At 61.8% G+C, this 24241-nt stretch carries 18 protein-coding genes, 1 tRNA gene and 1 pseudogene; 8 read left to right on the forward strand and 12 right to left on the reverse strand.

What is annotated here, in order from left to right; genetic code table 11:
- The first annotated feature begins 59 nt into the window (after positions 1–59).
- A complete protein-coding gene (locus PCO31110_RS10070; protein ID WP_150690327.1) occupies positions 60–2420 on the forward strand; it encodes a cytochrome P450/oxidoreductase in 2361 nt (786 codons plus the stop codon).
- A 139-nt stretch (positions 2421–2559) separates the two neighbouring features.
- On the opposite strand, the gene PCO31110_RS10075 is transcribed toward PCO31110_RS10070, so the two are convergent.
- Entirely contained in the window at positions 2560–3774 is a 1215-nt protein-coding gene (locus PCO31110_RS10075; protein ID WP_174979455.1) for a multidrug effflux MFS transporter, read from the reverse strand.
- 163 nt (positions 3775–3937) lie between these two features.
- On the reverse strand, positions 3938–5293 hold the full coding sequence (locus tag PCO31110_RS10080; RefSeq protein ID WP_150690329.1) for an MFS transporter: 1356 nt from the start codon (positions 5291–5293) through the stop codon (positions 3938–3940).
- Positions 5294–5948: 655 nt separating this feature from the next.
- Here PCO31110_RS10080 and PCO31110_RS10085 point away from each other — a divergent pair.
- A complete protein-coding gene (locus PCO31110_RS10085) occupies positions 5949–6596 on the forward strand; it encodes a hypothetical protein (protein WP_174979457.1) in 648 nt (215 codons plus the stop codon).
- A 103-nt stretch (positions 6597–6699) separates the two neighbouring features.
- Here PCO31110_RS10085 and PCO31110_RS10090 read toward each other — a convergent pair whose 3' ends face one another.
- Both PCO31110_RS10090 and PCO31110_RS10095 read right to left on the reverse strand, forming a co-directional pair.
- Positions 6700–6966 carry a hypothetical protein gene (locus PCO31110_RS10090; RefSeq protein ID WP_010806262.1) on the reverse strand — a complete coding sequence of 89 codons (267 nt, stop codon included), beginning with the start codon at positions 6964–6966 and terminating at the stop codon, positions 6700–6702.
- Positions 6967–7281: 315 nt separating this feature from the next.
- Complete coding sequence (locus PCO31110_RS10095) at positions 7282–8835, reverse strand: EAL domain-containing protein (RefSeq protein WP_174979459.1); 1554 nt, start codon at positions 8833–8835, stop codon at positions 7282–7284.
- A gap of 258 nt (positions 8836–9093) precedes the next feature.
- On the opposite strand from PCO31110_RS10095, the gene PCO31110_RS10100 reads away from it, so the two are divergent.
- Positions 9094–9651: a hypothetical protein gene (locus tag PCO31110_RS10100; protein ID WP_150690332.1), complete on the forward strand. Its 558-nt coding sequence runs from the start codon at positions 9094–9096 to the stop codon at positions 9649–9651.
- On the opposite strand, the gene PCO31110_RS10105 is transcribed toward PCO31110_RS10100, so the two are convergent.
- On the reverse strand, positions 9590–10507 hold the full coding sequence (locus PCO31110_RS10105; RefSeq protein WP_010806265.1) for a LysR family transcriptional regulator: 918 nt from the start codon (positions 10505–10507) through the stop codon (positions 9590–9592). The two genes, PCO31110_RS10100 and PCO31110_RS10105, sit on opposite strands and share 62 nt — an antisense overlap.
- 193 nt (positions 10508–10700) lie before the next feature.
- Here PCO31110_RS10105 and scpC point away from each other — a divergent pair, with 193 nt between their 5' ends.
- Positions 10701–12197: a succinyl-CoA:acetate CoA-transferase ScpC gene (scpC, locus tag PCO31110_RS10110; protein ID WP_010806266.1), complete on the forward strand. Its 1497-nt coding sequence runs from the start codon at positions 10701–10703 to the stop codon at positions 12195–12197.
- A 199-nt stretch (positions 12198–12396) separates the two neighbouring features.
- On the opposite strand, the gene PCO31110_RS10115 is transcribed toward scpC, so the two are convergent.
- The 4 genes from PCO31110_RS10115 to PCO31110_RS10130 all read right to left on the reverse strand — a co-directional run bounded on the left by PCO31110_RS10115 (position 12397) and on the right by PCO31110_RS10130 (position 17804).
- Entirely contained in the window at positions 12397–13998 is a 1602-nt protein-coding gene (locus PCO31110_RS10115) for a methyl-accepting chemotaxis protein (protein WP_010806267.1), read from the reverse strand.
- A gap of 242 nt (positions 13999–14240) precedes the next feature.
- Entirely contained in the window at positions 14241–14597 is a 357-nt protein-coding gene (locus PCO31110_RS10120) for a GFA family protein (protein ID WP_036661632.1), read from the reverse strand.
- A 183-nt stretch (positions 14598–14780) separates the two neighbouring features.
- The gene (locus PCO31110_RS10125) at positions 14781–16667 is read right to left on the reverse strand and encodes a methyl-accepting chemotaxis protein (protein ID WP_150690333.1); all 1887 of its coding nucleotides are present in this window, start codon (positions 16665–16667) and stop codon (positions 14781–14783) included.
- A gap of 252 nt (positions 16668–16919) precedes the next feature.
- Positions 16920–17804 carry a LysR family transcriptional regulator gene (locus PCO31110_RS10130; RefSeq protein ID WP_010806270.1) on the reverse strand — a complete coding sequence of 295 codons (885 nt, stop codon included), beginning with the start codon at positions 17802–17804 and terminating at the stop codon, positions 16920–16922.
- 160 nt (positions 17805–17964) lie between these two features.
- Between PCO31110_RS10130 and PCO31110_RS10135 the strand changes: the two genes are divergently transcribed.
- The gene (locus PCO31110_RS10135) at positions 17965–19098 is read left to right on the forward strand and encodes an agmatine deiminase family protein (RefSeq protein WP_150690334.1); all 1134 of its coding nucleotides are present in this window, start codon (positions 17965–17967) and stop codon (positions 19096–19098) included.
- 58 nt (positions 19099–19156) lie between these two features.
- Here the strand turns inward: PCO31110_RS10135 and PCO31110_RS10140 are convergent, their stop codons facing one another.
- Entirely contained in the window at positions 19157–20017 is an 861-nt protein-coding gene (locus tag PCO31110_RS10140; RefSeq protein WP_010806272.1) for a DMT family transporter, read from the reverse strand.
- A gap of 214 nt (positions 20018–20231) precedes the next feature.
- Between PCO31110_RS10140 and PCO31110_RS10145 the strand changes: the two genes are divergently transcribed.
- Entirely contained in the window at positions 20232–21572 is a 1341-nt protein-coding gene (locus PCO31110_RS10145; RefSeq protein ID WP_150690335.1) for an aminotransferase-like domain-containing protein, read from the forward strand.
- A gap of 164 nt (positions 21573–21736) precedes the next feature.
- Here PCO31110_RS10145 and PCO31110_RS10150 read toward each other — a convergent pair whose 3' ends face one another.
- Positions 21737–22603, reverse strand: coding sequence for an AraC family transcriptional regulator (locus PCO31110_RS10150; RefSeq protein WP_306439156.1), 867 nt, complete (start codon positions 22601–22603; stop codon positions 21737–21739).
- 163 nt (positions 22604–22766) lie between these two features.
- Between PCO31110_RS10150 and PCO31110_RS26015 the strand changes: the two are divergent.
- Positions 22767–22886 (forward strand): annotated as a pseudogene (locus PCO31110_RS26015) (organic hydroperoxide resistance protein); the annotation flags it as partial.
- 49 nt (positions 22887–22935) lie between these two features.
- The gene (locus PCO31110_RS10160) at positions 22936–23949 is read left to right on the forward strand and encodes an alpha/beta hydrolase (protein ID WP_150690336.1); all 1014 of its coding nucleotides are present in this window, start codon (positions 22936–22938) and stop codon (positions 23947–23949) included.
- A 189-nt stretch (positions 23950–24138) separates the two neighbouring features.
- Here the strand turns inward: PCO31110_RS10160 and PCO31110_RS10165 are convergent.
- A tRNA-Ile gene (locus PCO31110_RS10165) sits at positions 24139–24214 on the reverse strand.
- Between the last annotated feature and the right edge of the window lie 27 nt (positions 24215–24241).

Genomic DNA, 24241 nt, shown 5'->3' on the forward strand with positions numbered 1-24241 from the left:
GTGTGTCGTCACGAGCCTTGCATGGCCGTCGTCGCACCCGACCCAGAGAGCGTGAACGGATGAGCCAAACGACTTCCCCCACCCCCGACACTGCCGCCGCGAGCGCCGGCGGCTGCCCGTTTCATCAAACCGCTATCGACAAAGCCCCCAATGGCTGCCCGGTGAGCGCGGGTGCGGCAGACTTCGATCCGTTCGAAGACGGCTATCAGCAAGACCCTCCCGAGTACGTGCGCTGGGCGCGCGATCAGGAGCCGGTGTTCTACAGCCCGAAGCTCGGCTACTGGGTGGTGACGCGCTACGACGACATCAAAGCGATCTTCCGCGACAACATCACCTTCAGCCCGTCGATTGCGCTCGAAAAGATTACACCGACGGGACCGGAAGCGAATGCTGTGCTGGCGTCGTATGGATTCGCCCTCAATCGCACGCTCGTCAACGAAGACGAACCGGCGCACATGCCGCGCCGGCGCGTGCTGATGGAACCCTTCACGCCCGAGCATCTCAAGCATCACGAGCCGTTGGTGCGCCAACTCGCGCGCGAGTACGTCGACCGCTTCATCAACGATGGCCGCGCCGATCTCGTCGACCAGATGCTGTGGGAAGTCCCGCTCACGGTAGCGCTGCACTTCCTCGGTGTGCCGGAAGAGGACATGGACAAGCTGCGTGAGTACTCCATCGCGCACACGGTCAACACATGGGGACGCCCGAAGCCCGAAGAACAAGTGGCCGTGGCCCACGCCGTCGGCAACTTCTGGCAACTCGCGGGCAAGATTCTCGACAAGATGCGTCAGAACCCGGACGGCCCTGGCTGGATGCAGTACGGCATTCGCAAGCAGAAGGATCACCCTGAGGTCGTTACCGATTCGTATCTGCATTCGATGATGATGGCAGGCATTGTGGCGGCTCACGAAACGACGGCCAACGCCACCGCGAACGCAATGAAGCTGCTGCTCCAGCACCCGGACGTGTGGCGCGAGGTCTGCGAAGACCCGTCGCTGATTCCGAACGCGGTGGAAGAGTGCCTGCGTCACAACGGTTCGGTCGCCGCGTGGCGTCGTCTGGCTACGAAGGACGTGAATATCGGCGGCATCGACATCGCCGCAGGCTCGAAACTGCTGATCGTGACGTCGTCTGCCAACCACGATGAAGCGCACTTCGCCGACGCCGATCTGTTCGACATCCGCCGCGAAAACGCCAGCGATCAGCTCACGTTCGGTTACGGCTCGCACCAGTGCATGGGCAAGAATCTCGCCCGCATGGAGATGCAGATCTTCCTCGAGGAATTCACCCGCCGCCTGCCGCATATGAAGCTCGCGGAGCAGGCGTTTACCTACGTGCCTAACACGTCGTTCCGGGGCCCCGAGCATGTATGGGTCGAGTGGGACCCGGCGCAGAACCCCGAACGCCAGGATCCGGCCGTATTGACACGTCAGTCGCCCGTGCGCATCGGCGAACCGTCGGGCCACAGCGTGACGCGTCCGGTCGTGGTCGAGTCGGTCACCCCGGCCGCCGAGGGCATCATCAAATTGCGTCTCGTCGCTCCGGACGGCCGCGCCATGCCGCGCTGGGCACCCGGTTCGCACATCGACATCGAATGCGGCGACACGGGGCTCTCACGTCAGTATTCGCTGTGCGGCGATCCGTCGGACGCGGGCGCGCTCGAAATCGCCGTGCTGCATGAGCCGGAAGGCCGCGGCGGTTCGAACTGGGTTCACACGCAAGTGAAAAGCGGCGACCGTCTGCGCATTCGCGGCCCGCGCAATCACTTCCGGCTGGATGAAACGACGCCGCGCGCGATCTTCGTGGCTGGAGGCATCGGGGTCACGCCGATCGCCGCCATGGCACGGCGCGCGAAGGCGCTGGGTATCGACTACGAAATCCATTACAGCGGGCGCAGCCGCCGCACGATGGCGCTGATCGACGAGCTTCAGGCGCTGCATGGCGATCGCCTGCATCTGTGGGTGAAGGACGAAGGACAGCGTGCCGACTACGCCGCCCTGCTCGCAACGCCGCGAGACGGCACGCAAGTGTATGCCTGTGGCCCCCTGCGCATGCTCGATAGTCTGGCGCAATGCTGCGCGCACTGGCCGGACGACACGTTGCGCGTCGAACACTTCCAGTCGCAACTGGGCACGCTGGACCCCGAAAAGGAGCACGCGTTCGAGGTCACGCTCAAGGATTCCGGCATTACGGTCACGGTGCCGGCAGACCAAACGTTGCTCACGGCACTGCGCGCGGCGAACATCGACGTGCAGAGCGACTGCGAGGAGGGTCTGTGCGGCTCGTGCGAGGTCCAGGTGCTGGAGGGCGACGTGGATCACCGCGACGTGGTGCTCACGCGCGCCGAGCGCGACGCGAACACCAAGATGATGTCCTGCTGCTCACGCGCCTGCGGCAAGAAACTGGTGCTGGCGTTGTAAGCTGCGGCATCGGTCTGCGGAAGTACGGGGGGTGCAGTTCACTGCGGCGCCCCCCTTTTTTTGCCGCGTGTCGCGGTGACTTCGTGAAACGAAAATACATGCGGCACGACACGAAAACGCCGAGCGTTTCCCGACGCACTCAATGCGCGTGCTGAGGCTTGCGCAGCATCGTCAGTAGCGCGATGAGGGCCAACACCGAGAATCCGCACATGACGGTCGCGAGCGGGCGTGGTGAGCCGTCGTTGAGCACACCCAACAGGCCGCCTGCAGCGAAGCCGAAGCCGTACTGCACGCTGCCGACGAGCGCCGCCGCAGCGCCGGCGCGGGTCGGATGATTGGCCAGCGCCCCCGCCACCGAGTTCGCGGTGATGACGCCACGCAGCGACATGAACAGAAACAGCAGTGCAACCATCACCGGCAGCAACGCGACGCCCAACCACACCGTCGCACACAACACAGACGTCACGATGGCGCACCCGATGATGCCGAGACGCATCAATCGATAGGGCCCCACCTGCCCCACGCGGCGCGAGTTGAACATCGTCACCGATGCCATCCCGACGATGTTGATGCCGAAGAGCACGCCGAAGAATTGCGGCGAGACATGGAAGTACTCCATGTACACCAGCGGCGTGCCGGTAATGTACGTGAAGGACGCGCCGAAGACCGCACCGCCCGCCACCATGTAGCCGACGAACTGCGGGTCGCGCAACAGGTGCCAGTAAGACGCTGCCACGGCACGCGGGCCGCCCGCCTGACGCGCATGCACGGCACCGGTCTCAGGCAGGCGCCACAGCGCCGCCATTGCCCCCACACCGAACACCGCGAGAATGCCGAAGATCACGCGCCACGAGGTGAAGCGCAGCATCTGTCCGCCGATGAGCGGTGCCACGATCGGCGCCACGCTCATCACCAGCAACATGATCGAAAAGGCGCGCGCACTGTGACGCGGCCCGTAGACGTCGCGCACGATGGCCTGCGCGATCACCGGCATGGCGCACCCGCCGAGCGCCTGCACGAAGCGCCACATCATCATGTGCTCCATGCTGTCGGCGAACGCACATCCGATGGTGCCGAAGATGTACAGCGCGATCCCCGCCGCCATCGGCCGGCGACGCCCGAAGCGATCCGCAAGCGGGCCCCACACGAGTTGTCCGAAAGCGAATCCCAGAAAGAAGTACGACAGGGTGAGTTGCGTGGCCGCGGCGCTCGCGCCCAACTCGTGGCGCATCGTCACGAGCCCCGGCAGGTACATGTCCGTGGACGCCGGCGCGATCATCATGAACAGGCCGAGAATGCCGAGCAACACACGCTCGGAGGGCAACGCAGGAGAGAGTTCGGACGTCGATGTCATTATCGTTATGATGATTCGGCGCGAAGCCCGCCGCGCCGTGGATGACGCCGCGAAAACAGCGGCGCCCGCCATGATAACGCTGGCGGGCGCCGCACTTTCATACTCGATGGTTATCGCACGCTTAACCGCGGCTTATGGCGCGGCCTGCACTGCGGCGCCACCCTCAGTTGGCTGCGGCCGTGCGCAGCGTGCCGCCGTTGTTGCGCTGCGTGCGGGCAATGGCCAGCACACCGATCAGCGACACGCATGCCGGCACCGCCGCCGCGAGGAACAGCGACGACGACGACCATTGCAGATGCATCAGCGCTCCCCCCAGCACGGGGCCGAGCACCGACCCGATCCGGCCGATGCCGAGGCTCCAGCCGATGCCCGTCGAGCGCAGCGACGTGGGGTAGTAAGTCGCGGCCAGCGCGTTAAGCGCAGGTTGTCCGCCGATGATCGAGAAACCCGCGAAGAAGATGGCGATGAACACCGCAACCATCGACACCATCACCACCGGGTTGCCGATGGCCGCCGTAGCCGCAATCGCGATCAGGAAGGTGACCGCCAACACGCTAGTGAAGCCCACACGGTCGATCACCCGGCCGAGCAGCAGCGTGCCCATCACACCGCCGGCCCACAGGGCGGTGCCCGCCATCACGGCGACCTGCGTCGAATAACCGGCGTCGCGAATCACCGTCGGCAGCCAGTTCGACAGGAAGTACATGTCGAGCAGATTGGCGAAGTTGATGACCCACAGCAGCAGCGTCACGCGGGCACGACCGTCCTTGAACAGTTCGATGAACGGCACGCCCTTCGCCTTCTGCTCGTCGAGCACGAAGCGAGCGTCGGCTGGCACGTTGGCGTTGGGCGCCACGCGCAGCAACTGCTTGCGAATACGCGCGCCGTCGCTCTTCTTGAACATCAGGAACTGGATCGACTCGGGCAGCGAAATCCACATCAGCATGCCGAGCACCAACGGGATGGCCCCGCCGATATAGAACACTGCGCGCCAGCCCAGACTCGGAATGATCGCGGCCGTGATGAGGCCACCGACCACACCGCCCAGTGTGAAGCCGCACGACACCATCATCATGAGCGACACGCGAATGCGACGCGGGCTGTACTCACCGGCGAGCGCCATCGCGTTCGGCATGATGCACCCCAGCCCCAACCCGGCCACGAAGCGCCAGACGACCAACTCCGTGATCGTGTTGGCGAAACCGGTAAGGATCATGCACACCGAGAAAAACAGCGTCGCACCGATCAGCACCGGACGGCGGCCCAGCTTGTCGGCCAGCGCCGAAAACGTGAGCGACCCGACCAACATGCCGAACAACCCCGCACCGAACACTGGCGAGAGCGTTTCCTTGGCAATGCCCCACTCGCGGATTACCACAGGGGCGACGTAGCCCATGGCCTGGACGTCGAAACCATCCACCACCAGGCACATCGCGCACAACGCGATGACCCACCACTGATAGGCGCCCAGTCGACTCTCGTCGATCAGTTTGCCCACATTCACTTCTGCTGCTTTCATCCTGTCTCCAAACGTTCTCGCAACTTCGTGTCATTGCGTACCCGGTCGAGGCGCCGGCTTCTCCAGTCGTTGCCTCGCTTCCGGCACCCTGCCGCCCCGGTCGGGCATTCAGGGCATTTCATGCATCGCGATCAGAGGATGGATTTGCCGAATCCTCTCGCGCACAAAATTACGCTTTGCGGAAGTTTATCCCGCCGAACGTAATTCAATGCTTGGTGTTAACACTTAGATTCCCGGAGGATGCGTGCTTGCGTGCGAGGCTGTCCGACCAGCGCCGGATAGACCGGCATCGGCGAACGGGGCCTGAGTCTGTGGTTTTTCTCCATACGGAGAACGAGACGACGCCCGGTCAATGCGCCCAAAGGCTATACAGGGCGTGAAATTGAGTGATTGCCAGGGAAAAAAGCGGTGAATTGTCGCAGTTGTGGTTTTTCTACAGATTTTTTTGGCAGAGGTTAACCCATCTAGGGATTTCCCTGATATAGTTACACCTGTCTCCTCCACCTCCTCCTGGTGGATTTTACGGCCAGCAAATTGCTGGCCGTTTTTTTTACCTGTCGGTCCCGTGAGACCTCGCCCCAGCGGCAATAGATCGTAATGCGAGTGCGTCGGCGACATCACTGACAGCGGGCCTGCCTGCGCTACACTCGCTGCCATGAAACTCGCGCCACTCTCCACTCTGCTTTGTGTTTTGCCGCTCGCCGGCTGCTATGTCGTGCAGTATCCGGGAGGTGCGCTCACGCTCTCGCCGAACCCTGTCGCGCCGCAAGCCATGCGCGCTGCGCCGGGTGCGCCCGGCGCCGCAGAAGTCTCGACCGCGCCGGTACCCACGCCCAGTGTCTCGACCGCACCCGTGAAGTCGTCGCTAGCGCCGCCGCCGCCCGTCGGCACGGTCGCGCCTCAGCGTTATCCGAACGGTAATCCGGTGCCACCGGATTACCGGCCGCCAGCGCAGCAAACGCCACGCGCCCCCCTTTATCCAAACGGCTCGCCCGTTCCGCCGGACTATGTGCCGCCTACGTCGCGAGCACCGTCCGGCAGCGTCGCGTACGCACAAGACCCGGGATATGTGTCCTATCCGGCGTATCCCGCCTACCCGACTTATCAGACCTATCCGGCATATCCAGCGTATTCGGCCTACCCCGCGTACGCCGTCTATCCGGCCTATGCGACGTATCCGGCCTATGCACCGTTTTACCCGGCGTTCGGCGCGTCGCCTTGGGTCAGCAACGTGTCGGTTTCGTTTTCGTGGGGGCGTGGCTGGGGTGGATGGGGCGGCCGCTGCTGCCATCGCTGGCGCTGAACGGCTCCGCGTCATGCGCATAACTGGCTGACGTTTGATAAACGTGTGGCGCTGCGCTACGTGCAATGCCTAGCGTGACGGTCGGGAGCGCTCTCGGTACGACTCAGTGCGAGGTCGAGTTTTCGCGGGCCACGCGATCCTCGATGCGAAGCTCGATACGTTTTCGGATTTGCTGGGCCGCCTCGGACGCGTCATGCGCGTCGATGCTCGAGAACTCGCAACGGCCGATGTACTGCCCATCGCAATAGGCATCAACAGCGCCGTCAAAGCGTTCGTCGGCGCGCGGCGTAATCGCCCCGGCCAGCTCGAACGGACGCCCCGGCGGTGTGTTGCTCACGTAATGCCAAGAAAAATGATACGAATCAGTCATATGTCCCCTCGATAGTGCGACAGCTATGGACCTGTCTCCCAACGCTGTTTTTTGGGAAATCCTAACATGTACACGAACCGCGACAAACGATAGAAAAAAAGCGGCCCGCCATGACGGCGAGCCGGATAGTCCGTGGAGGTCGGGGGCACATCAGAACCACGGTCATTTCACTTTAGTCCCGAATGGTTGTCGTTATTCTCGGTAATTTGCCTGATGCGGCACAAAAATTTCTGCTGACTGCCGGCCATTCGACACCCAGCCCGGCAAGTAAAAATCTCGGGGGGGGTCGCTGAATCAATGGCAGGTTTACGCCCTTCAGCCATCGCCCACCTCGCATGGCAAATCCTCGGCCGGCACGGCTTTGCCAAACAACCATCCCTGCCCGATTGCCTCGGGAAACAGCGCCAGCATGTAGTCGGCCTGCGCCTCGGTTTCCACCCCCTCCACAATGACATCGACCTTGAGTAGCGCCGCCATCTTGCAGATCTGGTCGACGATGGCGCTGCCCACGGTATCGCTGCCAATGGACTGCGTGAACATGCGATCGATTTTCAGCGCGTCGACATTCAGCGTCGACAGATAGGCGAGGTTCGAGAATCCCGTTCCAAAATCGTCGATATGGATCTGATAACCATCGACACGCAAACGGTCGAGAGCCTCTCTGAGGCGTTTCATGTTGTCTGTCGAGCGCTCGGTAATCTCCAGCACGATTTGCGCGCGTGGCACCTGCACAGACGCCGACATGTGATTCAGATAGGTGTGGAACGTGCTGTCGACGATGTCCGTCGTCGCGAGATTGACGCTGATGTGAAACTCGGGATCGGCCAGCGCGCGCCCGTGCATATCGATCAACGCGCGGCGCACGACCTGCCGCGAAATCAGCCCGATCACCCCCCGACGCTCGGCAATCGGAATGAACATGTCCGGCGAGATCGGCGCACCGGCGCTGTCGTTCAGGCGTGCCAGCGCTTCCACGCCGATGACCTTGCGGTCACGCAATCGCACCAACGGTTGATACACAACACTGATGCCACCGGACTCGGCGGCTTGCTGCGTCACCCAATCGATCGACATACGGTAACGACGGCGCGAACGCCACGCCATGCCCATCGACGCACCCGCCGATGCGCCAATCGTCAACGCCAGCATGAGACCCAGCGGATTGGCCAGGATCTGCGACGACACGTAGACCGCCGACGCGCACACGTCCACCAGCTCCGAACACGTTGAATAGCGGCGCAACGGTCCGATCTCGAGCCATGGCGACGTGGCGCCCAGCGTAATACGCTGCTGGTCCTCGAACAGCCCGGCGCTCCAGAACTGGAAACTCATATCGCTCGTCGACGCGACAGAAGCGAAGCCGCTCGGCGGTGTCGCAAGCCGCTCCGGCAAGACCGGCGGACTGAACACCACCACATCGCCCATGCCCGTGGCATTGACCTGCACGCCGGGCGTCACGAAACCGGTCAGCGTACGCCAGAGCTTCAAGCCGTTGCGCGTTTCATGACTTGGCGGCGGCAGCTCGGGCTCCGGAGCGAGCCGTCCCGCGACAGCCGAACACAGCAGCCGGGAACCGTGAACCCGGCCGATATCGTGGAAATAGGGGCTGCGCATGGCGACGCGACGCAGCGCCAGAATGTCGGCGTCGGTACAGGGCACGGCGTCGCTGTACATCGCGCTGAGCAACGCATTACGGCTGGACACCGAAGCATCGCTCATGAAACCCATGATTTCGTGCACGTAGGCGCGCAGGCGGAAGTCGTCGACGCGAGTCTGCACGATCTGCCCCACCAGCAACATGACCAACATGCCCGCGATGCTCCCGGTCAGCACCGGCAGCCAGCGGGTCAGTCTTCTGAGCGTTTGCATGGCAGTCGCGTCCGCGTAACGCCCTGTATCCCATACAGGGCACGGCCGCCAGTGTAGCGCACCCCCTGCCCGATGTATCGGATTGCCACACGATGGGTCAGCAGGGCGCGCGCCACAGGCGTTTGCGTGATCCGCCGGTCTCAATATGCGCTGCGCAGCGCCCCGGCAAGCACGGCCGAAGCCCATGTTGGAGGGGGGACGAAATGGGGTCGGTGCCGGCGTAACGTTGCAGACTCCCCCCTTTCATGATCGTTCGACATGATGCTCAAATTTCGCAATCCGGCGGACGGCGATGTTGTCGAGATCACGTACATGTCGTGCGTCGGTGCCTTCTTCCTGGGTCCGGTGTATCTACTGGCCTACGGTTTCGCGTGGCATGCGCTCATCTGGACCGCTCTCGCCATTGGCCCCGCCTTGATCTGGCGGGATTCGGCACTGGCGATTTCGCTACCCGCCACCTGCCTGCTCTATTCGCTGATGATCCAGCCGCTGCTTATCGGCAAGTTGCGCGCTGACGGTTGGCTGCCCACGCGCGCCGACGCCGCGCCCGGCCCCGGCCAGCGCGGCTACGATGCCCATGGCGACATCCCAAGCACCGGCCGCGCCAGGCAAGGCGTGGTGCTCGCTCCGGCGCAACCCTCGGCCGCCACGCCCCCGGCGCACAACATGGTTAGTCTGGCAAACGGGCCGACAGCCAACGAAGGTGCTGCCCCGAGCGTCGACGAAAAAGCATGCCCGTTCTGCGCCGGAACGATCAAGGTGCAGGCGATGCGCTGTCACCACTGTCAGGCGAATCTGCAGGTGCCATCGCAATGAACCGGTCAAGCGCTGCCGAGCCGTGGTCGGCGCGATAGGCGAGGCTGATCGGCGCTAGCGGCACATCACCTTCGATCGGCCAGAAGCCCATACCGGGCGTGCGGATCTGACTCACCGACGCCGGCACCAGCGACACCCCGAACCCCGCGGCCACCATCGGCACGATGGAGGTGATCTGTGGCGCCTCCTGCCCCAGCTTCGGCCGGAAACCCGCCGCCTCGCAGGCTGCGATAATGCGGTCGTACAGTGCAGGACTGATCTCTCGCGGCAGCAGAATGAACTCGTCCTGTGCGAGCGCAGCAAGCGGCACACGCTCGCGCGCGCACATGGCATGCCCCAGCGGCAGCACCACCATCATCGGTTCGTCGACAACCGGCACGCTGACGATACCCTCCGGCACCTCGAACGGCGTACGCACGAACGCGACGTCGATGGCCTCGTCCAGCAACGCCGTCAGCAGACTCGCCGTATTGCTCTGCTGCGGATGCAGTTGAACGTCGGGATACCGCGCACGGAAGTCACGAATCCACGCCGGAATGCGCGGCTCGAAGTACGTTGCGCCCGCGAATCCGATACGGATCTGCCCCGCCTCGCCGCGCGAAATCTGCTGCATGCGACGCTTCACGCGCGCCACCCGCTCAAGAATCTGCCGCGCCTCGGGCAGGAACGCCTCGCCCAACTCCGTCAACACCACGTCGCGCGGCAGGCGCACAAATAGCGGGCCGCCCAGTTCCGTCTCGAGTTGCCGAATCTGCAAACTCAACGGCGGTTGCTGAATCCCGACACGCGCGGCGGCTCGCGTGAAATGGCGCTCTTCGGCCACCGCAATGAAATATTGCAAATGCCGCAATTCCATCACAACCCTCCTGTCAGCCCTGCCCCGCCGGGGTTTGCACCGACAATACATAAAAAGTATGTAAACTACGCTTTCAATATATTGGAAATGTGACCGATGGGTCAATACACTTCGAATCAAGCGCGCAGGGCCGCATCGTTGGTGACCGCGCCGATCAAGAGATTTGAATATAAGAGAGACGAGGAGCATCACGATGTTTGAAGACCGCATCCGCCTGGCGTCGCTACGCGACCGGGTGATGAGCGCTGACGACGCTGCAAAGCTGGTTGGCGACGGCATGGTGGTCGGCATGAGCGGATTCACCCGCGCCGGCGACGCCAAGGACATGCCGATTGCACTGGCCAAGCGGGCGAAGACCCACCCGATGAAGATCACGCTGATCACCGGGGCATCGCTGGGGCACGATTCCGACAAGACACTCACCGAAGCTGGCGTACTCGCCAAGCGCCTGCCGTTTCAGGTCGACACGACACTGCGCAACGCGATCAATCGCGGCGAGGTGATGTTCGTCGATCAGCATCTGTCGGAGACGGTGGAATTTCTGCGCACCGGTCAGTTCGGCAAGCTCGACGTGGCGGTCATTGAAGCCGTCGCCATCACCGAAGACGGCGGACTCGTGCCGAGTTCCTCGGTCGGCAACTCGGCGAGCTTTGCGATCCTGGCGGAAAAGGTCATCGTCGAGATCAATCTCGCGCAGCCACTCGCCTTCGAGGGCATGCACGACATCTGGATTCCGGGGCAGCGTCCGCACCGTGGGCCGCTGCCTATCGTCGACGTGCGTGATCGTGTCGGCACGAACGTGGTGAAGATTGCGCCGGAGAAGATTGCCGCCATCGTCATTACCGACACCCCGGACAGCGCCTCCAATGCCCTCCCGGCCGATGCCGACACGCAGCGCATTGCCGGCCATCTCATCGAGTTCTTCCAGCACGAAGTCTCGCGTGGCCGCCTGCCGCACACGCTGCCTGCCCTTCAGTCGGGCATCGGCACCATTGCCAATGCGGTGCTCACGGGCTTCATCGACTCGCCGTTCGAAGACCTCACGATGTACTCGGAGGTGCTTCAGGACTCGACGTTCGAACTCATGGATGCGGGCAAGATGGTGTTCGCGTCGGGCTCGTCGATCACGGTATCGCAAGCGGTGCAGGATCGTGTGTTCAAACATCTGGAGCGTTATCGCGACAAGCTCGTGTTGCGCCCGCAGGAGGTCAGCAACCATCCGGAAGTCATCCGCCGGCTGGGGCTGATTGCCCTGAATACCGCGCTCGAAGCGGATATTTACGGCAACGTGAATTCCACGCATGTCGGCGGCACGCACATGATGAACGGCATCGGCGGATCGGGCGATTTTGCGCGCAACGCTCGCATGGCGATCTTCGCCACCAAATCGATTGCCAAGGACGGCAAGATTTCGAGCATCGTCCCGATGGTGCCGCATGTCGACCACAACGAACACGATGTGGACATCATCGTCACCGAACAAGGTCTCGCCGACCTGCGCACACTGGCCCCGCGCGAGCGCGTAAATCTGGTGATCGATCGCTGCGCACACCCGAGTTACCGGGAGGTTCTGCGCGACTACTATCGCGACGCGCTGCGCTACGGCGGACAGACGCCGCACGCGCTGGAGCGCGCGTTCGACATGCACGTCAACTTGCGCGAGCGCGGCTCGATGCTGGCAGGGAAGTAACGTCGGTGCCGGTCGCCGACGCCGGGGGGCGAGGCGTGCCGGACACTGATCGACCGGCGTCGGCGGCAAAGACCGTTGCCGGGAAGAACATAGGACGCATGCGGTCCTGTGGGCCGAACGCTGGTGAGAGAGTGTTCAGGCATTCGCGGCTCGCCAGCGCTCGCTGGCGAGCCACTTTTTCCCGCTTTGCAAATGCCCTTCAGGCCGGTAGCCGTTGAGCAAGATGGGCCTGATGCTGATGGGTTGTACCCTCGAGCGTGAAGATCGACACCAGTTCACGCAAACCACCCGATTGTGCCGCCATCGACTGCGCGGCGGCAGAAGCTTCCTCCACCAGCGCGGCGTTCTGCTGCGTGACAGTATCCATCTGCATGACGGCCTGATTGACCTGCTCGATGCCCGTGCGCTGCTCCGTAGACGCAGCGGCAATTTCCGCCATCAGATCGGTCACGCGTTTCACCGCGCGAACGACCTCGTCCATCGTGCTGCCCGCCTCGGCGACGAGTTTCGTGCCGTCGCTGACCTGACGCGTCGACGCGTCGATCAGTTCCTTGATCTCCTTCGCGGCATTGGCACTGCGCTGGGCAAGCGTGCGCACTTCCCCCGCGACCACAGCGAAGCCTCGCCCCTGCTCACCGGCACGCGCTGCTTCAACGGCGGCGTTAAGCGCCAGAATGTTGGTCTGAAAGGCAATGCCTTCGATCACGCTCGTGATGTCCGACACGCGGGTCGAACCTTCGGAGATCTCGCGCATCGTCTCGACGACCTGACGCACCACTTCGCCGCCACGCCGGGCGACGTCAGATGCGTTCGACGCAAGCACGTTGCCCTGCTCCGCGTTGTCGGCGTTCTGTTTGACCGTGGTCGTCAGTTCTTCCATGCTCGCCGCCGTCTCCTCGAGCGACGCTGCCTGCTGTTCGGTGCGTGACGACAGGTCGGTATTGCCTGCGGCGATTTGTGCCGAACCGGTCGCGATGCTCTCGCTGGTGTTACGCACCTGCCCCACGACCTGCGCCAGCTTCGTGTTCATGTCCCGCAACGAACCCAGCAATTGGGCGAGTTCGTCTTTTCCGCGCACTTCGATACGCGAACTGAGATCGCCGCGTGCCACCGTCTGCGCGATATCCACACAGCGGCCGATCGGCACGGTAATGGAACGGGTGATGACCAGCGCAATAACGATGTTGACGCCCAGCGACAACAAGATCAGCACGATAGCGGCAATGAACGCCGTGCGGTATTCGTTCGCTGCGGCGTCGCTCGCCGCCTGTGCACCGGCGCGATTTACGGCCACGTGCTCGACTAGCCTGTCGCTGAGAACCGCGAAGCGCTTGAAGGCGTCGGTCATGATGAGCGCGCGCGCCTGCTCTTTGGCAGCATCATCGCCCTTTTCCAGCTCGACGGCGCGATTGTCGATCTCCAGATAGCTCGCCCACGCCTCGCGCACGGCATCGTAGGCGCGGCGATCTTCGCTTGATGCCACCAAGCTGTTGTAGCTGTCGAGCGTCTTGTTCATCAGATCGATGGCTGCCTGACGCCGCTTCATCTGCTCAACCTGCATACCGTCGCCCGCCGAGAGCAGCGTGCCGAGCGTGGCCCGGCGGGCCGAGTTGGCCGCAGTCTGTACGTTACCCAGCACCTGCACGCTGGGCAACCAGTTGTCGGCAAGATCGCGAGTGCCACCGTAAATACGTGACGCCTGGAATACCGCCATGCCCCCCACGACGCACAGCAGAACCAACGTGACGGCAAACCCGATGCTCAAGCGTGTGCCGATTTTGAGACTGTCCAAGAACTTCATGCCCGCTCCGTATTCGATAAAACAACAACAATCACATCGCATAACGGGCAATCATTCAAAAATCTTTAGCCAATAACTACAGAATTCTCACACAATGGCTTTTGATATTTTCAATAATATCCATAGAAATATATTTCTTAATCTATTAATTCGGATATTACTGTGCAATGGTGCAAGGGATCACCGCGCCTTTCGACGCGGCGCTAATTTTCCGGGCAGGTATCCGGCGTGGCCAGCGCGGCCTACTTGCTGGCGCCATCAAAGGGCGTCGGATGCACCGTATCCAGATCGATGCCATCGATACAGCGAACATTGACGGCTGCCATTTTCGACCCATCCGGCATTTCGCCAAAGGCGAACGCTTCAACACCGCAGGTCGGACAGAATTGGTGACGAATGACGTGCTTATTGAAAAGGTATTCCCGTGCCTTTCCCACACCTGCCGTTTGCGAGAACTCGGAAATCGGTGAAAAAGCGAGAATCAGTCCACGCTTTTTGCAAATTGAACAATTGCACGCAATTGTTTTGGATAAATCAATATTTGCAGTAAATCGCAAATCGCCACAATGGCATCCACCTGAATATTGCTGATTCGCCATGTCGTATCTCCCGATAATGTCGAGGACTTGGCCGGCGAAAATAAAATGCGAAGAATCTGCGAGGAGAAGTCCGCCGGCAGTGCGCTCTATTTTGCGACAAAATCCGGCGGACTGGCGATAGCCGGCGGCAACAGCGCCGGCCCCGCCAAGGAGGAACGTGAAGCGTTAGTGCAAAACGCCGGCTCAGGCGGCCAGCGCCGGTTCGTCACGATGCGGATCGCGCGAGCCGTTGGCGTAGTTGCGAACTGCGGTCATGCCGTGACGGCTGTGCTCGCGCAGTTGAAACAGCGCGACCGTGTCGGCCAGATTACGCGCCTGTTCGCTGAGCATCGCCGAAGCTGCCGCCGACTCTTCGACCAGTGCCGCATTTTGCTGCGTCGACTGGTCCATCTCCGCCACGCTGCGATCGATCTGGCTAATGCCGGTGCTTTGCTCCGTCACGGCGCTGTGGATCTCACCGATCAGACGGCGCACACGCGAGATGCCGTCGACGATTTCCCCCATCGTATCGCCCGCCGCTTGCACACGTTGCGTGCCGCTCTTGACGTTCTGCACCGACGCTTCGATGAGCGTCTTGATCTCGTGCGCGGCGGCTGCACTGCGTTGCGCCAGCGTGCGCACTTCGCCTGCGACCACAGCGAAGCCGCGCCCCTGCTCACCGGCCCGAGCCGCTTCGACCGCTGCGTTCAGCGCGAGAATGTTCGTCTGGAAGGCGATGCCGTCGATCACGCTGATGATCTCGGTAATGCGCTCGGACGACTGTGCAATTTCGCTCATCGTCGTCACGGCCCCCGTGACGACATCGCCGCCACGCGCGGCCGCTTCACTCGCGTCGTTGGCCAGACGCGTGGCATGCTCGGCCGCTTCGGCCGTCTGCCTGACGCTGGCCGTCAGTTCGGTCAGCGCCGCCGACGTTTCCTGCAACGTGCCTGCCGACGCTTCCGTGCGTTGCGACAGATCGCGATTGCCCATCTCGATCTCGCTCGTCGCCGACGTCATGCCATGGACACCGGCACGCACATCGATCATCACCGTGCTGATCTTGTCCACGAAAGCATTGAACGAGCGCGAAATCTGCGCGACTTCGTCGTGACCGACGACGTCGAGACGGTGCGTCAGGTCGCCACCGCCCGAACCGATGGTATCCATCGCATCGCGCACTTGCGACAGACGGCGGAAGGCTTGCGACGTGAAGAAGCTTGCGATCCCGATAGCGCACAGGGTCAGCACGATCAGTGCGATGATCGTGGCGCTCAACACGCGTGACAGGCCGGCCGTGGCTTCGGCTTTATCGAGGGCGACGACGAAGAGCCAGTCGGTGCCCGGCACCGGCTGCACCTTGAGCAGCTTGGCGGCACCGCTGAGATCGACCTCCATCGGTTCGGTCGCACGCTCCAGATTGGCAAGCGCCTCGGGGGTGAGCGATTGAGCAAGATCGCTCGACTGCTTGAGCATGAGTTTCTCATCGGGGTGCGCAATGACAAGACCGTCGCGCGAGACCACGAACGCGAGGCTCGACGGTGTGGGGTGCACGGCCTTGACGACTTCCTGCACGGCGTCGAGCGGCACAGCGCCGCTCACGGCACCGAGCGTTTGCCCGTCACGCAGAATAGGCGCGGCAAAAGATACGTACAGCTTGCCAGAGGCGATATCGGCGTACGGCTTGACGACCGTCAGTTTGCCCGCACCGGTCGCCCCCTTGTACCAGGGACGCACCGTCGGATCGTAGTCGGGCGGCGTGGGGCCGCTGGAGAAATACGACTTGTCGCTCCAGCCAATGCTGGAGATCGGAAAACCGTTCGTAGCGCCAAGCAGTTTGGTGAGCGCCACGCCCTGCTCGCCCTTTTCGACGGCGGCAGCTGTGCCCACGACCGACTGGCCCTTGGCCGCAGCCCAGCGTTCCACGGCGAGCGTGTTACCGCGTGCAACGGCGTCGAGCGTGTTGGCGATGGTCGACATCATGCTGCTGCGCACGATGACGTACGTGGTAATGCCGGAGAGGATCAGTGCACCAATAACGGTGGCACACGCGATCAGGATGATGCGTGTTCTAAGCGAAGATACTGTCATGCTGTCTGGACAGGCAGGCCTGCGGCTAGGGGGGGTCAAAAGACAGAAGCCAGCGCCCAGGCCACCGGCTCCACGAGGTGGGGGTTCCACCTTGTGACTTACGGCCTGCGCCGGTGGAACTTTAGGTGTTAACCCCGAAATTCGTATGTGAATTGACCACAACAACGCGCGCTCGCGCGTACGTGTCGTTATGGATGGCGAAAAATCAGGGATACGAATTGTATGCGGTGAAAATTGGCACCGCACGCCGGATTACTGCGCGGCCTCGATCAACCAGTCGAAGACCTCGGTCACTACCGGCGAGCGTGGCTCGCCGGCGACCCGGGACACCCACCACGTGACTCCCTCGATGCGCGGATAACCGGCAAGGATATGCAGGCGTCCTTGCGCCAGACTTTCGTCGGCCACAAGACGAGAGAGACAAGCGATGCCGCGGCCGCGCAGGGCTGCGTCGAGCAGAAGACGTTCGTCGTCATAGATCGCATGTTTGCGAAACGGCGCCAGTTGATTGCGAAATAGCGCGGCCGTGTCGTCGCGCGTGAAACTCTCTTCCAGGCAAACCAGCGAAGCATGCTCGGGGTGCTGCGCTTGCGGGAGATCCGCCAAGCGTCCGGCCAGCACTTCATTCGCGACAATCACCCACTCGTCTTTCAGGAAAGGGACTTCCGTCAGGCCGGCTTGCTGCAGCGGCCGGTCGCCAATAGCGATGTCGATATCGGTCTCGTCGATGAATCGTGCCGAATCGTCGGTCGACAACATCGGGCAAAGCGCCGGATGGCGCGCCAGAAGTTGATCGATACGTGGACTCAGCCAGCCGTGCAGCAACTCCGCCGGACCGGCGATAACGACAAGGCCAGGGTCGAGATACGTTGCAATACGGTCCAGCCCGCTGCGCAACGTCCCCACCGACCGTTGAATGCTGCGCTGGAGTACTTCGCCCGCCACCGTCAACTCCACCCCTCGCCCCACTCGCCGGAACAGCGGCTGCCCGACCTCCTCTTCCAGTTGCTGCACCTGATGGCTGATCGCCGATTGGCTAACGTGCAGTTCATCCGCCGCGCGGGAGAAATTCCCATGGCGGGCGGCCGCTTCAAAGCCCATCAATAACTTTAGCGATGGAATTCGCTGCCGGCTCATGGCCCCTCCGAGATATGAGAAAAACTAATTAATAATAGCAAGAAATATCGTTTTTCGTTATCGGTCATGCGCCTCAAACTGCGTGAACTGCCAGACTCGCCAGCGCACAAGCGGTCACTCGATGGCGGCGTCGTGCGGCAATTCTCAAGAGAACGGGGCAATGCAAACAAGGCGTGGGTTTCTGAAAAATGGATTGGCAGCGTCGGGCGCGACGTTGTTGGCAGGGGCCGCGGCCGGCAGTTTTGCCGGAAATGCGAGTGCGTTGACGCCCGGCACGACGGGTAGCGACACGCCGGAATGGATCATGCCGGATGAGGGCGAGCGGCACGCCGCTACATGGATGGCGTTCGGCGCGGGCGAAGACCTTTGGGGTCGTCGCCTGCAACGAGCGGCACGCGAGGGACTGGCCGGTATAGCGAAGAGCATCGGCAGCTTCGAGCCGGTCAACATGCTGGTGTGCGAGGAGGACTATGACGCCGCGCAGCGCATGTGCGGCAACGCAGTCAACCTGATCGTGCACCCCATCGACGATCTGTGGATACGTGACACAGGCCCCGTCTTCGTCCGCACACGCCATGGCGAAAAGGCCGGCGTCAACTTCAACTTCAACGGCTGGGGGGCCAAACAGTCTCACGCGAACGACGCCGAAGTGGCCGAATTCGTCGTTCGAAAGGCCGGGGAACGCGTGCTGGGCACGCCGCTCGTGCTCGAGGGTGGCGCCATCGAGGTCGACGGCGAAGGCACGGCCATCATCACGGAGAGTTGTGTCCTCAACCGCAATCGCAACCCGGGCGTGAGCAAGTCAGCGTGCGAAACGGAATTGAGGCGGCTTCTCGGGGTGCGCAAGATCATCTGGTTGCCGGGGATCGCCGGTAAGGACATCACCGACGGACACACCGACTTCTACGCGCGGTTCGTGCGGCCCGGGGTGGTCGTCGCGCACCTGGAAAACGACACCTCGTTCTACGAACATGCCGTCACGATGCGCCATCTGGACATCTTGCGGCAGGCGACGGATGCCGCAGGACGCAAGCTGCAAGTGGTCGCGCTCCCCGGCCCGAATAGTGTGCGCAGCACCTACGAATCGGACACGTTTGCGGCCGGATATATCAACTTCTACGTGTGCAACGGCGCCGTCATCACACCGCAATTCGGTGACACGCAGACCGACAGGAGCACGAGAGACAAGTTACGCGATCTCTTCCCCAAACACGATATCGTGCAACTCAACGTCGACGGAATCGCGAATGGTGGGGGCGGCATTCACTGTACTACGCAGCAGCAACCCGTTTGATGCGCGGTGCGCAGGGAGCGCATCCGCAAGCGGCTTTTCTTGACATCGCGGAGTAGCACTACTTAGCGTATTTTTTTGCCCCGGCAACGCAGACAACAGCGCCCAGCGTTGCGATCAGCATCGTCCAGCTCACGCTCTCGTGAAGCAACAGCGCGGCAAGCCCGAGCCCCATGAAGGGTTGGAACAATTGAAGCTGACCGACTGCGGCAATGCCACCCTGTGCGAGTCCTTGATACCAGAAGACGAAGCCGAGCAACATGCTGAATATCGACACGTAACCGAGGCTGAACCAGGCGGGGCCGCTCACGTGCGCAAACGAATCGGGGCGCGTAAAGAGTGCGAGGATCAGCATCATCGGCAGCGACAGGACCAGCGCCCAACTAATGACCTGCCAGCCGCCAAGCTTGCGCGAAAGGCGCGCGCCTTCGGCATAGCCCAAGCCGCAAACGACGATGGCAGCGAGCATCAGCAGGTCGCCGGCGAGCGACGCTTCACCGCCTCCCATGAGCGCATAGCCGACCACGAACGCGCTTCCGATGACGGAGAACACCCAGAACAAGGGCTTCGGGCGCTCTCCGCGCAAAACCGCGAATGCCGCAGTGCAAAGCGGAAGCAGCCCGAGAAACACGATCGAATGCGCAGAGGTGACATGTTGCAGGGCCAGCGCCGTCAGCAATGGGAAACCAACCACACCGCCCAGCGCAGTCAGCGCTAGCGATGGCAGGTCCTTGACGTCCGGTCGACGCTGCTTGAGCAGTACGAGTAACGCCAGGCTCAGCAATGCGGCGATCGTGGCTCGTGCACACGTCAGGAACGTCGGATCGAAGTCCTTCACCGCAACACGTGTCGCTGGCAGTGACCCGGCAAATATCGCGACGCCAATAGAACCGTTTACCCAACCGCTCGTTGACTTATCCACTTCCCTCTCCGTGAGCCGGCGCGAGCGCGGCGGCCAAAGCGCAATGTCAAAATCGGCGCATTCACGTCTCTGCTTCTCGTCTCTGCTTCTCGCCGCGCTCCGGGGGAATTGGGTCGGTAAATATCTCCCAAGAACTTGAAACCTGAGATGCGCGCGTGCATTGTATGGGCGATGTGCAGCACAAGTGAAATAATTGTCATGGATACATTTGACGATGGGAAAAGCTCGCTACAAGACGCTCGTCGATGCAATCGCTGCGGAGATTAAAGAGGGGCGGCTGCTTCCCGGCGCTCGCCTGCCGACCCACAGAGAATTTGCGGCCAGGGAGGGGCTCGCGCTGGTCACGGCGACCCGTGTGTTTGCCGAGCTGGAGGCAATGGGGCTGGTCAGTGGGGAAGTGGGTCGAGGCACCTTCGTGCGAGACATCTCGCTTCCGAGCGGCCATGGAATTGACCAACAGGACTTTGTGGCGGCGGGCACGGTGGACCTGAATTTCAACTACCCTTCGCTACCGGGCCAAACCGACATGCTGCGAATTGCGTTGCGGCAACTCGCGTCCTCCGGCGACCTCGAAGCGGCATTGAGATATCAGCCGCACAGCGGACGACCAATAGAACGAGCCGCCGTGGCACGTCATCTCGCGTGCCGGGGCCTGACCGTTGAAGGTTCCGATGTGTTGATAGTCAACGGCGCCCAGCATGGTCTGACGGTCGCCGTCATGGCGTTGCTGAAACCCGGCGACGTAGTCGCCGTAGATGCATTGACTTACCCCGGATTCAAAGTGCTGGCCGACGTGCATCGATTGGAACTGGTACCGGTGCCGATCTCCGCGACGGGCCCGGACCTGGATGCGCTGGCGAGCCTCTGCGTCAAACGACGGGTTCGCGCGGTCTATGCGATGCCGACAATGCACAACCCGATGGGCTGGGTTCTGGACCTTCAATGGCGTGAGCGTCTGGTCGAAATAGCGCAGAAACATGGACTCGTTATCATCGAAGATGCCGCCTATGCATTTCTTGCGGACAACCCGCCGCCGCCTCTCGCCGCATTGGCGCCGGAGACAACGGTGTATGTTTCCGGGCTATCGAAAAGTGTCGCGACGGGGCTGCGATTTGGATTTGCTTCGGCACCCAAGACGTGGATACCGGCAATGGAACGTACCGTGAGGGCTACAACCTGGAACGCCCCCGCCGTGATGACGGCCATCGCTTGCGGGTGGATCGACGATGGTACGGTCGCGCGGCTTGAAGAGGAAAAGCGGCAAGACGCGACGTTGCGGCAGGCAATTGCAGCGAATATCTTGTCGGGCCTGTCGCTCGTGCGGCACCCGTCGTCGTATTTCCTCTGGCTGCCGCTTGAGCCTGAGGTCAGAGCGGATCTGGTGGCCATGGCACTGATGCGACAGGGCATCTCCGTGTCGACGTCAGAACCCTTTGCTACGTCGTCTCACAGCACGCAAGCGATACGGCTGGCGCTGGGTTCGGTCGACATCCCGAAACTCCGCCAAGCGCTGCAATCCGTGAAGCAGGTCGTTCTCAGCCACCGGGACCTGTAGGCGCTCCCGTTCATTCCCATCGGGAAGTGCCATGGAACCCATGAAGAGTTCATATCAACGTTATGCAACAAAAAAGTTGAGCACGCTAAGCCGGTATTGGCGGATGCAGTGATCTGAACGGGGCCTCTCCAATGATGGAGAAAGAAGTGCATCTGCGGTGCCTTTCACTCTCGAGAAGTGAGTGTGAAGTTTCGCCATTCCCGTGGCGTCATACTGCATTGCGCCTTGAATGCGCGGGAAAGCGCGGCTTCACTGCCGTAGCCAACCTCAATCGCGATCACCTTTAGCGGTCGCCCCTGTCGCAATGCCTGCTGCGCCAACCTGATACGCCACCCCTGAAGATAAGCACCGGGGGTACAGCCAACAACACTGCGAAAACTGTTGGCGAACACGGTACGCGACATCCCCGAGATGCTAGCCAGTGTATCCAGCGACCATTCCTGTCCCGGTTGCTCGTGCATCGCCACCAGGGCTTTGCGCAGCCTGGGGTGCGACAAGCCGGCCATCATGCCACCGCTGATCTGCCCCGTCTCCATCAGGTGCCGCAACACCTGCACTAACACAACCTCGAACAACCGGTCGATCAGTACATGCCGACCGCAGTTGTTGCCGAATGCTTCATCGAACAACAGTGTCAGCACTTGATCGGCACCATCGACGTCATCCAGCGCTACGCATATGACGTCGGGCAACGCAGCCGACACCGGATTTGAAATTCCACCATCGAATTGAAGATCTGCACAGACCAGGTCTGCGCCACGCTGGGCGTCGGTAACAAAGCGCCTGGACATGGGGCGCGGATAGAGCAGCAGACTCGGAACGCTCACCTGAAGCGCGGGGCGTCCCGGATGAATGACCTCCATCGCCCCTCTCCTGACCAGATGCATCTGCCCTCCCTCGAGTGGGGCAGAGAAGTCGGTGATGCCACACATGGCGCCCGAATGGAACATACGCGCGCTTACTGGGAAGTGGTTCAGCAATGCCCCCAAGCGGTCAGTGCATGCTTCGATCAATTTGGAACTCTGTATCAAGTTTTTCGTATTTTACGAGACTTAAAGTACTTATTCCAGTTCTACAGTTCGTCCTGCCGCTTGGCACTACTCACCCCTCAAGTCACAAGGAGTACATCGTGTCGATCGAAAAAATTCTGTACCACGCCCAGGCGACCGATGGTCGCGAAGGGAGCGCCATCTCATCAGCGCACCTGGTCTTCCTCGTGAACAAGCCCAGGCGTTGGTCGACAAGGCCCACATCGTCTGCCCGCACTCCAACGCGACGCGCAACAACATCGATGTGCGCTTGAGCCTCGTTTGAGTCTCCTGGTCTCCTTCATCGTCAACCCCTCAACTAAAGGATTAGCAACATGAAAGTCACACACAAACTTATTGCCGCTTCCGCGATGGCTCTGGCATCCACCCTGTCTCTGGCGGCAGGTAGCCCGGGTGTCGAACACAATACCCAAGCCTTCCTTGAAGCCTTGGCTAAGGGCGGTGGCCAGCCACTGGAGACGCTGGCGCCTGCCGATGCTCGTCAGGTACTTGTCAGCGCGCAGAAGGGGGCAAAGCTGCCGCCTGCAGACGTGAGCGAGAAGACCATCACCGCCGATGGCAAGCAGATCGTGCTCAACATCGTTCGCCCCGCAGGCGCCAAAGGCGTGCTGCCCGCGTTTATCTTCGTGCACGGCGGCGGCTGGATCTTGGGCGACTTCCCGACGCACGAACGCTTCGTACGCGACCTGGTTGCCGATTCCGGCGCGGTGGGGATTTTCGTGAACTACACTCCTTCGCCCGAGGCGCGTTACCCCATGGCAATCAACGAGATCTACGCTGCCACAAAGTGGGTGGCCGACAACGGCGCGCAGATCAACGTGGACGGAAAGCGGCTGGCCATTGTGGGCAACAGCGTGGGCGGCAACATGGCCACAGTGGTGGCGCTGATGGCTAAAGCCAAGGGCTCGCCCGCATTGCGTTCGCAGGTGCTGTTCTGGCCCGTCACGGACGCCAACTTCGAGAACGCGTCTTACGATGCGTATGCCAACGGCCACTTCCTGACCAAGGACATGATGAAGTGGTTCTGGGATGCTTACACGACCGACCCGAAGCAGCGCCAGGAAATTTACACCTCGCCGCTGCTGGCGACGCCGGAACAGCTGAAGGGCCTCCCGCCGACGCTGATCCAGACGGCCGAGAAAGACGTGCTGCGCGATGAAGGTGAAGCCTACGCCCGCAAGCTGGACGCCGCTGGCGTGAATGTGGTCGCGACCCGCTACAACGGCATGATTCACGACTTCGGCCTGCTCAATGCGCTGGCCGATTTGCCAACCACTCGCGCGGCTCTGCACCAAGCCAGCGAAGAGCTGAAGGCCCGTTTGCGTTAACTTGATTTCGTCAGACAAGGCCGCTTTTCGGCCTTGTCTGACGTTTTTCGTTTAACCTCTCAGAGGTCAACCCGGCATGCCAACGTTATCATTCCCATCCATCCCCGGCTGAATGTGTACATAGCAAAAAAAATGCCCACCACAAAGGGTGAGCATCTTCAAAGAACGGCCGGAAAGCCGCGTAGATATTGGTAGGCCGTGCTGGGTTCGAACCAGCGACCAAGGGATTATGAGTCCCCTGCTCTAACCGCTGAGCTAACGGCCCGCAACTACCGGCGCTCGCTCAACAGCA

It is taken from the genome of Pandoraea communis, from assembly GCF_902459745.1.
Classification (GTDB): Bacteria; Pseudomonadota; Gammaproteobacteria; order Burkholderiales; family Burkholderiaceae; genus Pandoraea; species Pandoraea communis.